The following is a 12,500-nucleotide window of genomic DNA, read 5'->3' on the forward strand; positions in this document are numbered from 1 at the left end:
ATGATGAATACAGTAAAGGAAAAATGGCCTGAAATTATCGAACATCTCAGGGTCGAACATGAGTTGTCCAATGTATCGTTCAATACGTGGATCCAACCATTGAAAGTTTACGATGTCGTAGACAATACCGTATTTATATTAGTAAATATGAATGCGAGTGTAGAATATATTGAAAAAAAATATCAGCTTCCATTAAAAGTATGTATTGCGGAGATTACTGGAACTGAATATGAAGTTGTCTTCATTTCCGAGGATGATGACAGACTGAACGAGATTCAGAATATGGCCATTGAAGCAAATCAGAAGAAAAAAAGCAAAAGTGCTGCGGAAAAAGCCGGGCTTAATCCGAAGTATACTTTTGATACCTTCGTTGTCGGCGGTAACAATAATTTCGCCCATGCAGCTTCCCTTGCTGTAGCCGAATCTCCGGGAGAAGTATACAATCCCCTCTTCTTATATGGAGGTGTTGGACTTGGAAAGACTCATTTGATGCACTCAATTGCACATTTTATTCTGGACAAGAATCCAAAGAAAAAAGTCCTCTATGTAACCAGCGAGACATTTACCAATGAGCTGATCGAAGCTCTCAAAAACGGAAAAACCGCCGGAAACGAGTCCGCAATGTCGAAATTCCGCGATAAATACCGTAATAATGACGTACTTTTGATCGATGATATCCAATTCATTATCGGAAAAGAAAGTACACAGGAAGAATTCTTCCACACATTTAACCATCTGCATACATCCGGAAAGCAGATCATCATATCGTCTGATAAGCCGCCGAAAGATATTGAAACTTTGGAGGCCAGACTTCGTACGCGATTTGAGTGGGGTCTGATTGCTGATATTTCATCACCTAATTATGAAACCCGTATGGCGATTTTACAGAAGAAGATCGAGCTGGATCATCTGGAAAAATACAATATTCCGAATGATGTACTCGAATATATCGCAACGAACGTCAAGACAAATATCCGAGAACTTGAAGGGTCTCTTAATAAACTGATTGCTCTTTATAAACTGAACAACACCGGTTCTATCGATATTGCCCTTGCAGCAGAGGCCTTAAAAGATATCATTTCTTCGGATAATCGCAGAGAAGTTACGCCTGAACTGATTTTGGACATCGTTTCCGAACATTTTGGTGTATCTATTCCTGATCTGAAAGGGAATAAACGTAACGCCGAGATCGTATTTCCGCGCCAGATTGCCATGTATCTGATCCGAAATATGACAGAAACTTCATTAAAAGCAGTCGGTGTCATTCTTGGGGGCAAGGATCACTCTACCATCAAGCATGGGATTGAGAAAATCGAGAACGAATTAAAGGCGGACGAGACTCTTTCTAACACTATTAATATTATAAAGAAGAAAATCAATCCGGCTTAGCCTTATTTTGCCATTTTGGCCTGTGAATAACTATGTGGAAAATCTGCGTCTGACATGTGGATAACTATGGGACAGCCTTGGGAAAAAACCAGGAATTTTACACCTGTCTTTAGAAACGAAAAAGTTTTCAACAGTCGTTCCACATAAAATCCAGTCGAATTCCACAAAGTTTTCAAAGCCAAAATTCCTTGCAAACACTGGGCTAGAGGCACTTTTCCTCTTTTCCACATCCCCTAATACGGCTGAGGCGGAAACTATTTTATTTATTTATCTATCACACACGTGCGAAAGGAGTTATACACATATGAAAATTACCTGCAGTAAATCCAACCTGGTCAAAGGTGTCAGTATTGTTTCCAAAGCAGTTCCATCTAAAACAACAATGCCAATCCTTGAATGTATTCTTATTGATGCAACAACAGATATTATCAAATTAACAGCGAATGATATGGAACTTGGTATCCAGACAGAAATTTCCGGAGACATTATTGATCGCGGAATGATCGCTATCGATGCAAAGATTTTTTCAGAGATCGTTAGAAAACTTCCGGATAATGAAGTAACGATCGAAACTTTAGATAATCTTCAGACAGTCATCACATGTGAAAAAGCAAAATTTGATATTGCCGGTAAACCTGGCGATGAATTTGCTTACTTACCAATTATTGAGAAAGAAGATTCTATAGAAGTCTCTCAATTCACATTGAAAGAAGTCATCCGTCAGACAATTTTCTCTATTTCTGACAGTGAAAGTAATAAACTTATGACTGGAGAATTGTTCGACATCAGTGATAACATTCTGAAAGTTGTTTCGCTGGACGGACACAGAATTTCCATTCGAAAAGTGCCATTGAAAAAAAGCGTAGCTGACAGAAAGCTTGTTGTACCTGGAAAGACACTGATCGAGATCAGTAAGATCCTTTCGGGTGAGGCTGAAAACGTGGTATCGATTTCATATACAAAGAATCATATCGTGTTCGAATTTGATAACACGATCGTTGTATCACGTCTGATCGAAGGCGAATATTTCAGAATCGATCAGATGTTGTCAAATGATTATGAGACAAAAGTCAGAATTAATAAAAAAGAGCTGCTCAACTGTATCGACCGAGCAACACTTCTGGTAAAAGAAGGAGACAAGAAACCAATCATCATCAATATCGGTGACGAACTTATGGAATTAAAGATCAAATCCCAGATCGGATCCATGAATGAAGAGATTATGATCACAAAAGAGGGAAAAGATCTGCTGATCGGATTCAATCCGAAGTTCCTGATCGATGCACTTCGTGTTATCGACGACGAAGAAGTAACAATTTATCTGATGAATGCGAAAGCACCTTGCTTCATCAAAGATGATGAAGAAAGTTACATCTACCTGATTCTTCCTGTTAACTTTAATGCTGCAGCATAAACGGGAATGGAATATCTGGAAGAAGATTAAAAGATAAAACAAAAAACGCAGGAATACTTGCAAAAAGATTTAGCGATAAGTATAATAAAAAGCAACTGAAAAACAGAAAAATGTGCATAAAAATACAACGAAATGCATACAGTAGAACGCTTTTTGATAGATGGATCGGATATAGCCTGGCTGATCTGATAAAATTTATCTATAAGTTATACTTATAAGATATGGGAGAATCCCGGGAGAGGAATGCGAGACATATGGAGACAATTAGATTACGAGATGAATATATCAAGCTTGGACAGGCTTTGAAAGCTACAGGAATGGTGGAATCCGGAGTAGAAGCCAAAGAAGTGATCCAGGAAGGTCTTGTCATGGTAAATGGCGAGACAGATACACGCCGCGGACGTAAGTTATACGGCGGAGATGTTGTATTATTTGACGGAGAAGAGATCAGAATTGAAGGTTAATTCCCTGAAATTAAAGAATTTTAGAAATTATGATCTTCTGAATGTGGAGTTTGATGGTTCTACGAATATTTTTTACGGGAACAATGCCCAGGGGAAGACGAATATTCTGGAGGCTGTGTATCTGTCCGGAACGACCAAGTCCCACCGCGGGTCGAAGGACAGGGATATGATCCGTTTCGGCGAGGATGAATCACACATCGAAACCGTGGTGGAAAAGAACGGAATCAGTTATCAGATCGATATGCACCTGAAGAAGAACAGTCCGAAAGGGATTGCCATCAATAAGATGCCGATCCGGAAAGCAAGCGAACTTTTCGGAATTGTGAATCTTGTATTTTTCTCGCCGGAAGATCTGAACATTATCAAGAACGGGCCGGCAGAGAGAAGAAGATTCATAGATCTGGAGCTTTCGCAGCTTGATAAGGTGTACCTGAATAATCTGTCGAATTACAACCGGATCGTGAATCAGCGAAACCATCTGCTGAAAGAGCTCAGTTTCGGCGGAAAGAAAGATCTTTCGGATACACTGGAAATATGGGAGCTGCAGATGGTACAATATGGGGAAAGGCTGATTGCCAGAAGAAAAGAATTTGTCGAACAGATCAATGGGATCATTGCAAAGATTCACCAGAGACTGACCGGCGGTAAAGAAAGCCTGAAGATCATATACGAGCCAAGTACGGGAGATCTGCCATTTGAACAGGCACTGAACCGGTACCGGGAGAGAGATCTGCGGATGAAGAGTACAACGGTGGGGCCGCACAGGGACGACATCGGCTTTCTGATCGGTGATATGGACATCCGCAAATATGGTTCCCAGGGACAGCAGAGAACGGCTGCCCTGTCTTTGAAACTGTCGGAGATCGAGCTGGTCAAACTGGCAACACATGACACCCCGATACTTTTACTTGACGATGTATTGTCTGAACTTGATAAACACAGGCAAAACTATTTGTTAGACAGCATACATGATATACAGACTTTGATTACCTGTACGGGTGTTGAGGATTTTGTAAATCACCGCTTTTCAATAAACAAAGTGTTCCATGTCCAGAACGGGCAGGTAACGAAAGAAAACTAGGAGGACTGAGAATGGGTACAGAAAAAGTACAGCATGAATACGGCGCAGATGAAATTCAGATATTGGAAGGTCTTGAGGCAGTCCGCAAACGTCCTGGTATGTACATTGGAAGTACATCAGCCAGAGGCTTGCATCATCTTGTATACGAGATTGTCGATAATGCCGTAGACGAAGCTTTGGCGGGCTTCTGTGATACGATTTATGTAACAATCAATAAAGACAATTCGGTGACCGTTATCGATAATGGACGTGGAATTCCGGTTGGTATCAACCACAAAGCAGGACTTCCTGCGGTAGAAGTTGTATTTACCGTGCTGCATGCAGGAGGTAAATTTGGTGGTGGAGGATACAAGGTATCCGGTGGACTTCACGGTGTTGGAGCGTCTGTTGTAAATGCGCTTTCCAACTGGCTGGAAGTTGAGATCTACCACGAGGGTAAAGTATACCAGCAGCGTTACGAGCGCGGAAAAGTTATGGAGAAACTGACCGTGATCGGTGACTGTGAAGAAGAAAAGACCGGTACAAAAGTAACATTCCTGCCGGATGATACCATTTTTGAGACAACGATCTTTGATTTTAATGTTCTGAAACAGAGATTCCGCGAGATGGCATTCCTGACAAAAGGACTGAAAATCGTATTGAAGGACGACCGTGAGGAAGAGCCGAAAGAAAGAACATTCCACTACGAAGGCGGAATCAAAGAATTCGTTACTTACCTGAACCGCAGTGCGACACCGCTTTATGAGCAGATCATTTACTGTGAAGGTATGGTAAATAATGTGTCTGTCGAAGTGGCTATGCAGCACAACGATTCTTACAGTGACAATACGTATGGATTTGTCAATAACATTACGACTCCGGAAGGTGGAACACACGTTGTCGGATTCCGTAATGCGATCACAAAGACATTTAATGATTATGCAAGAAAGAACAAGCTTCTGCGTGACAATGAGCCGAACTTAAGCGGTGAAGATATCCGTGAGGGCCTGACCGCGATCATCAGCGTCAAGATCGAGGATCCACAGTTTGAAGGCCAGACCAAGCAGAAACTTGGTAACAGCGAGGCAAGAGGTGCGGTTGACAATGTAGTCAGCAAGCAGCTTGAGATCTTCCTTGAGCAGAATCCGGCCGTTGGTAAGATCATCGTAGAGAAATCTGTGATGTCCCAGCGCGCGAGAGAGGCTGCAAGAAAGGCAAGAGACCTGACACGTAGAAAATCAGCACTGGATAATATGGCACTTCCTGGAAAGCTTGCAGACTGTTCGGATAAGAATCCGGAGAACTGCGAGATCTACATCGTAGAGGGAGATTCTGCCGGCGGTTCTGCGAAGACAGCACGTGACCGTGCGACGCAGGCAATCCTTCCACTGCGTGGTAAGATCCTGAACGTAGAGAAGGCAAGACTGGATAAGATCTACGGCAATGCCGAGATCAAGGCGATGATCACTGCATTTGGTACAGGAATCCATGAAGATTTCGATATTTCCAAACTGCGTTATCACAAGATCATCATCATGACCGATGCCGACGTGGACGGTGCACATATCAGTACACTGCTTCTGACGTTCATTTACCGGTTCATGCCGGAGCTTATCAAGCAGGGTTATGTATATCTGGCACAGCCGCCGCTTTATAAGCTTGAGAAGAACAAGAAGGTATGGTATGCATACAGTGACGAAGAACTGAGTAATATCATCAATGAAGTCGGCCGTGACGGTAATAATAAGATCCAGCGTTACAAAGGTCTTGGAGAGATGGATGCAGAACAGCTCTGGGAGACAACCATGGATCCGGAACACCGTATCCTGTTACGTGTAACGATGGATGATGAGACAACGAGCGAACTGGACCTGACATTTACGACACTGATGGGTGACAAAGTAGAGCCAAGACGTGAGTTCATCGTTGAGAATGCAAAATACGTTAAGAATCTGGATGTATAATATAAGCGTGTAGAAGAAAGGAGGAACAGGGATAATTAAATCTCTGAGAGATTGATGGAAGACAATATATTTGACAAAGTCCACGAAGTGGATCTGAAACAGACAATGGAAACCTCTTATATCGACTACGCGATGAGTGTTATTGCGTCCCGTGCCCTGCCGGATGTAAGAGATGGTTTGAAACCGGTACAGAGAAGAATCATGTACTCTATGATCGAGCTGAACAACGGTCCTGACAAGCCGCACAGAAAGTGTGCGCGTATCGTCGGTGATACGATGGGTAAATATCACCCGCACGGTGACAGCTCTATCTATGGTGCATTGGTTAATATGGCACAGGAATGGTCTACCAGATACCCGCTGGTAGACGGACATGGTAACTTTGGTTCTGTGGACGGTGACGGTGCTGCCGCCATGCGATACACAGAGGCAAGACTGAGTAAGATTTCCATGGAATTAACAGCGGATATTAATAAAAATACCGTTGATTTCATTCCGAACTTTGACGAGACGGAGAAAGAACCTACCGTTCTGCCGTCAAGATTTCCGAACCTTCTGGTCAACGGTACTTCCGGTATCGCTGTAGGTATGGCGACGAATATCCCGCCGCACAACCTGCGTGAAGTGATCAATGCAGTCGTACAGATCATTGATGACCAGATCGAGGATAAAGAAGAGACAACGATCGAAGAGATCTTAAAGATCATCAAAGGACCAGACTTCCCGACAGGTGGTATGATTCTCGGAACAAGAGGAATTGAAGAGGCATACAGAACCGGACGCGGCAAGATCCGTGTGCGTGCGGTCACAGATATCGAGACGATGCCGAATGGCAAGAGCCGTATCATCGTAAGTGAGCTGCCTTACATGGTTAACAAAGCAAGACTGATCGAGAAGATTGCAGAGCTGGTACGTGATAAGAAGATTGACGGAATCACAGATTTAAGTGACCAGTCAAGCCGTGAAGGAATGCGTGTAGTCATTGAGCTTCGAAGAGATGCCAATGCCAATGTTATTCTGAACCAGTTATACAAACATACACAGCTTCAGGACACATTCGGTGTGATCATGCTGGCTCTGGTCGGCAATGAGCCGAAGGTCATGAACCTGATGGAGATGCTGAACTACTACCTGAAACATCAGGAAGAAGTAGTGACACGCCGTACACAGTATGAGTTAAATAAAGCCGAAGAGCGTGCACATATTTTAAAGGGATTACTGATCGCATTAGATAACATTGATGAAGTGATCAAGATCATCAGAGGTTCCCAGACGGTCCAGATCGCAAAATCAGAATTGATGGAGCGTTTCGGACTGACAGACGTACAGTCACAGGCAATCGTAGATATGAGACTGCGTGCTCTGACAGGTCTGGAAAGAGAGAAACTCGAGGCAGAATATAAAGCACTGATGGAGCAGATCGAACATTTACGTGCGATCCTTGCTGACAGAAAGTTATTACTTGGCGTGATCAAAGAAGAGATTCTTGTGATCCGTGATAAATACGGTGATGAGAGAAGAACATCCATCGGATTTGATGAATTTGATATTTCCATGGAAGATCTGATCCCGAGAGAAGATGTGGTCATTACGATGACTAAGCTTGGATATATCAAGCGAATGTCTCATGATACATTCAAGGCCCAGAACCGTGGCGGTAAGGGAATCAAGGGAATGCAGAAGCTGGATGAGGATTACGTAGAAGAGCTCTTCATGACCAATACACATCATTACCTGATGTTCTTTACGAACACCGGACGTGTATACCGTATGAAAGCATACGAGATTCCGGAAGCAAGCAGAACATCCAGAGGAACTGCGATCGTGAACCTGCTGCAGTTAATGCCGGGCGAGAAGATCAGTGCGGTCATTCCGATTGAGAAATATAACGATGATGAGTATCTGCTGATGGCAACCAAGAAAGGTCTCATCAAGAAGACTCCGATTAAAGAATATGCAAATGTCAGAAAGACAGGACTTGCAGCAATTACTCTGCGTGAGGAAGATGAGCTGATCGAGGTAAAATACACAGACAGCGATCATGATGTGTTCATGGTTACAAAGTATGGACAGTGTATCCGTTTTAACGAAAGTGATGTACGTCCGACCGGAAGAACATCCATGGGTGTCCGTGGTATGAATCTGGTAGACCGCGACGAAGTGATCGGAATGCAGATCGACTCACAGGGAACAGAACTGCTGATCGTGTCCGAATATGGTATGGGTAAACGTACTTCCATCGATGAATTTACAGCCCAGAACCGTGGCGGTAAAGGCGTGAAGTGTTATAAGATCACAGAGAAGACCGGTAACGTTGTAGGTGTGAAAGCAGTAGATGAGGACAATGAGATCATGATCATCAACACGGAGGGAATCATCATCCGTATGAAGTGTGACGGAATCTCAGAACTCGGAAGAGTGACATCCGGAGTGAAGCTTATCAACCTGCCGGAAGGCGATAAAGTAGCTTGTATCGCAAAAGTACGTAGAGGCGATGAATCAGAAGATGATCTGGTAGAGCCGGAAGAAAGTACAGAAGATGCAGAGAACGTAGAGACAGAAGAATAAAGATATAAAACGAGGCGGAAGATTAAAAAATTTCCGCCTCGTTTTTTGAAAAAATATTTTTATTTTTCCGCCTCATCTGCAGCAAGTTCACGAAGAATGATCTCCGCAGTCTTCTTCACAGTAGCAGCTACAAAGTCTGTACACTGTGCTTTACGTTCCGGAGAATTCTTCTCTTTGCCTTTTGTCAGAACACGGCAGCATGTTGCACCACAGTATTCCTTGAAGAAATCGTGGATTTCGTTCGAAAGCTTGAAACAGCGGTTAATCTTAGGATCACCAGGTGTCTTACGTCCGAAGAAATATCCGATACACATCGTTGCTCCGGCGAGTGCACCACAGATACATCCGCCTCCGCCAAGCCCCCATGGAAATCCGGAACTCATAGCAATCGCATCATCCGACATGTCCAGTTCAAAATTCTCCTTGATTGCATAAATGACAGATTCTGAACAGGCAAAACCCTGATTAAAGATGTCTACGGCATCCTTTTGAAGTTTCTCTAAATCTACATTTGTTGTCATTTCAACCCCTCCTAAAAATGTATTAAATTCATTATAGCACAGCGAAAAGAACTTGTATATCATATGGGGAGAGGGTAAAATGAATATGAGACAGGGCATTTTTTATTTGGGACGGAGGATATAGATGAGAATAATTAATGTAAATACGATCACACAGAATATAAAAGATATGTGCATAAAAGCAAATCATTTTCTGGCAGAGGATATGGATCAGGCGATGAAGCATGCGTTGGATACAGAACAGTCTCCTCTTGGACGCCAGATTTTAGATCAGCTGCAGGATAATTTAAAGATTGCAGCCGAAGATATGATTCCAATCTGTCAGGATACAGGTATGGCAGTCGTATTTCTGAAAGTTGGTCAGGATGTACATTTTGAAGGAGGCAGCCTGGAAGATGCCGTGAACGAAGGTGTACGCCAGGGATATGTGGAAGGTTTCCTTAGAAAATCAGTTGTAGGAGATCCGATCATTCGCGAAAATACAAAAGATAACACACCGGCAGTCATACATTACAGTATTGTTCCGGGAGATAAAGTAGAGATAAAAGTTGCTCCGAAAGGATTCGGAAGTGAAAATATGAGTCGTGTATTTATGCTGAAACCGGCAGACGGAATTGAAGGTGTAAAGAATGCAATTCTTACAGCAGTCAGGGATGCAGGCCCAAATGCCTGTCCGCCAATGGTAGTCGGAGTCGGTATAGGTGGAACATTTGAAAAATGTGCACTGATGGCAAAAGAAGCACTTACAAGAGAGGCAGGATCACACTCTGAGATCCCATGGGTTAAAGATCTGGAGGAAGAAATGCTGGATACAGTTAATAAACTTGGAATCGGCCCGGGCGGACTTGGCGGAACGACAACCGCATTAGCAGTTAATGTGAATACTTACCCGACGCATATTGCAGGACTTCCTGTAGCGGTCAATATCTGTTGTCATGTAAATCGCCATATTATCAGGGAGGTGTAAATACTATGGAAAAGCATATCACAGCACCTATTACAAAAGAAACAGCAAAATCTCTTCACGCTGGAGATTATGTATATGTCACCGGAACTATTTATACTGCCAGAGATGCAGCACATAAGCGGATGGACGAAGCATTGGACAGAGGCGAAGAATTACCAATTGATATCAAAAATCAGGCAATTTATTATATGGGACCATCTCCTGCAAGAGAGGGGCGTCCAATAGGATCTGCCGGACCGACAACCGCCAGCCGTATGGACAAATATGCACCACGTCTTCTTGATCTTGGACAGACAGCAATGATCGGAAAAGGAAAAAGAAGTCAGGCGGTAATCGATGCTGTTGTGCGCAATGGGTGTGTATATCTTGCGGCAATCGGAGGAGCTGGTGCCTTATTGTCCAAATGTATAAAATCATCAGAGGTTGTTGCATATGAAGATCTTGGAACGGAAGCTATCCGTAAACTTCAGGTAGAGAATCTTCCGGTTATCGTAGTAATTGACAGCGAAGGTAACAATCTGTATGAGACAGCAATCAGGGAGTACAAAAAGATATGAGAAGAATTCTTCTGATGGTTATAAGAAATATTTTGTTTGTGCCGGTTTATTGGTACAAATTATGTTATCATGCAAGACATGTTGAAAAGTATACAGAGGAAGAACACTATGAATTATTAAGATACATAGATCATCGTGCCAATACTTCGGGAAATATTAATATTAAAGTATATGGACAGGAGAACATCCCGGATGATAATGGATTCATGTTCTATCCAAATCATCAGGGACTTTATGATGTACTTGCGATTATGGAAGCGTGTCCAAGACCATTTTCGGTAGTTGCTAAAAAAGAAGTGGCTAATGTTCCATTTCTTAAACAGGTTTTTGAGTGTATGAAGGCTTACATGATTGACAGAGAGGATGTCCGTCAGTCTTTACAGGTAATTGTTAATGTAAGCAATGATGTAAAAGCGGGAAAGAACTTTCTTATCTTTCCGGAAGGTACAAGATCTAAAAAAGGTAATCAGGTACAGGAATTCAAAGGCGGAAGTTTCAAAGCGGCAACCAGGGCAAAATGTCCGATCGTGCCAGTTGCGCTGGTTAATTGTTTTGTGCCATTTGATTCCAAGACAACAGAACAAGTGGATGTACAGGTGCATTTCTTAAAACCATTACTTTATGATGAATATAAAGATATGAAAACAACAGAAATAGCAGCCATAGTGAAAGAAAGAATACAATGTACGATTAACAGTAGTCTTTAGATCTTTAGAATAAAGAAAATAGGCATATATATAATGTAAATATATGCCAGTAAAGAAAATATTAGAAAAATGCGAAAAAGTAATTGACATACGTAGAAAGGCTTGATATAATAACTTTCGCTGGAGAAATACTCAAGAGGCTGAAGAGGCGCCCCTGCTAAGGGTGTAGGTCGGGTAACCGGCGCGAGGGTTCAAATCCCTCTTTCTCCGTTAGGTCAGTGAGAACTGTCTGAAACGAGCTTTCAGATAGTTTTTTTACGGCCATATATGATACTGGGAAATGTATTTAAAAGGAAAAATAAAAAAGATGAAAAAACATCTTGACAGTCTATAAAATACATGGTATTATATACAAGCTTTCGCAAACAAATTATTTAAAAGATTTGTAAAAAGAAAGCAAAAAATAAATTAAAAAAGTTCTTGACAAACAGTTGAGAGTGTGATATACTAAACAAGCTGTTGAACAAGAAACAACAAAGAACCTTGATAATTAAACAATAGACAACAACCCTGAAAATTCTAAAGAGAATTATTCAGAACAGACATTTAATGTCGAACCTTAAAACAGTAAAGGGGATAAGAAAGCTAGTAGTTTTCTTGAACTGGAACGAACTTGATTTTAAGTCCGAGTCAAATCGGAATTAAAAATTTTTAACGAGAGTTTGATCCTGGCTCAGGATGAACGCTGGCGGCGTGCTTAACACATGCAAGTCGAGCGAAGCGCTTTGGAAAGATTCTTCGGATGATTTCCTTTGTGACTGAGCGGCGGACGGGTGAGTAACGCGTGGGTAACCTGCCTCATACAGGGGGATAACAGTTAGAAATGACTGCTAATACCGCATAAGACCACGGTACCGCATGGTACAGTGGTAAAAACTCCGGTGGTATG

10 protein-coding genes, 1 tRNA gene and 1 rRNA gene (1 of these 12 running past the window's edge) are annotated in these 12,500 nt (G+C 42.3%); 11 read left to right on the forward strand and 1 reads right to left on the reverse strand.

Features of this window, described 5'->3' with window-relative positions:
- Positions 1–3: 3 nt before the first annotated feature.
- The 6 genes from dnaA (at position 4) to gyrA (ending at position 8,859) form a co-directional block, all read left to right on the forward strand.
- Positions 4–1,389, forward strand: coding sequence for a chromosomal replication initiator protein DnaA (gene dnaA / locus NQ508_RS00005; protein ID WP_044919808.1), 1,386 nt, complete (start codon positions 4–6; stop codon positions 1,387–1,389).
- A gap of 304 nt (positions 1,390–1,693) precedes the next feature.
- A complete protein-coding gene (gene dnaN, locus NQ508_RS00010) occupies positions 1,694–2,803 on the forward strand; it encodes a DNA polymerase III subunit beta (RefSeq protein WP_022416188.1) in 1,110 nt (369 codons plus the stop codon).
- A 254-nt stretch (positions 2,804–3,057) separates the two neighbouring features.
- Positions 3,058–3,267 (forward strand): RNA-binding S4 domain-containing protein, encoded by a 210-nt coding sequence (locus tag NQ508_RS00015; RefSeq protein ID WP_022416187.1) that lies wholly within the window; start codon positions 3,058–3,060, stop codon positions 3,265–3,267.
- Positions 3,257–4,348, forward strand: coding sequence for a DNA replication/repair protein RecF (gene recF / locus NQ508_RS00020; protein WP_022416186.1), 1,092 nt, complete (start codon positions 3,257–3,259; stop codon positions 4,346–4,348). Before NQ508_RS00015 ends, recF begins: the two co-directional genes overlap by 11 nt.
- Positions 4,349–4,359: 11 nt before the next feature.
- Positions 4,360–6,291, forward strand: coding sequence for a DNA topoisomerase (ATP-hydrolyzing) subunit B (gene gyrB, locus NQ508_RS00025; RefSeq protein ID WP_006427121.1), 1,932 nt, complete (start codon positions 4,360–4,362; stop codon positions 6,289–6,291).
- A gap of 54 nt (positions 6,292–6,345) precedes the next feature.
- The gene (gyrA, locus tag NQ508_RS00030; RefSeq protein ID WP_006427120.1) at positions 6,346–8,859 is read left to right on the forward strand and encodes a DNA gyrase subunit A; all 2,514 of its coding nucleotides are present in this window, start codon (positions 6,346–6,348) and stop codon (positions 8,857–8,859) included.
- A gap of 59 nt (positions 8,860–8,918) precedes the next feature.
- On the opposite strand, the gene NQ508_RS00035 is transcribed toward gyrA, so the two are convergent.
- Positions 8,919–9,380, reverse strand: a complete 462-nt coding sequence (locus NQ508_RS00035; RefSeq protein ID WP_044919805.1) for a C-GCAxxG-C-C family (seleno)protein — start codon at positions 9,378–9,380, stop codon at positions 8,919–8,921.
- 124 nt (positions 9,381–9,504) lie between these two features.
- Between NQ508_RS00035 and NQ508_RS00040 the strand changes: the two genes are divergently transcribed.
- The 5 genes from NQ508_RS00040 to NQ508_RS00060 all read left to right on the forward strand — a co-directional run.
- A complete protein-coding gene (locus tag NQ508_RS00040; RefSeq protein WP_006427118.1) occupies positions 9,505–10,347 on the forward strand; it encodes a fumarate hydratase in 843 nt (280 codons plus the stop codon).
- Positions 10,348–10,352: 5 nt separating this feature from the next.
- The gene (locus tag NQ508_RS00045; protein WP_006427117.1) at positions 10,353–10,904 is read left to right on the forward strand and encodes a Fe-S-containing hydro-lyase; all 552 of its coding nucleotides are present in this window, start codon (positions 10,353–10,355) and stop codon (positions 10,902–10,904) included.
- Positions 10,901–11,611, forward strand: a complete 711-nt coding sequence (locus NQ508_RS00050) for a lysophospholipid acyltransferase family protein (protein WP_006427116.1) — start codon at positions 10,901–10,903, stop codon at positions 11,609–11,611. The genes NQ508_RS00045 and NQ508_RS00050 overlap by 4 nt, the downstream gene beginning before the upstream one ends.
- Positions 11,612–11,733: 122 nt before the next feature.
- Positions 11,734–11,821: transfer RNA gene (locus tag NQ508_RS00055), tRNA-Ser, on the forward strand.
- Between the two features lie 440 nt (positions 11,822–12,261).
- Positions 12,262–12,500 (forward strand): 16S ribosomal RNA (locus NQ508_RS00060) (it continues 1,293 nt past the right edge of the window).

The sequence above is a fragment of the Dorea longicatena genome (assembly GCF_025150085.1).
GTDB classification, from domain to species: Bacteria; Bacillota; Clostridia; order Lachnospirales; family Lachnospiraceae; genus Dorea_A; species Dorea_A longicatena.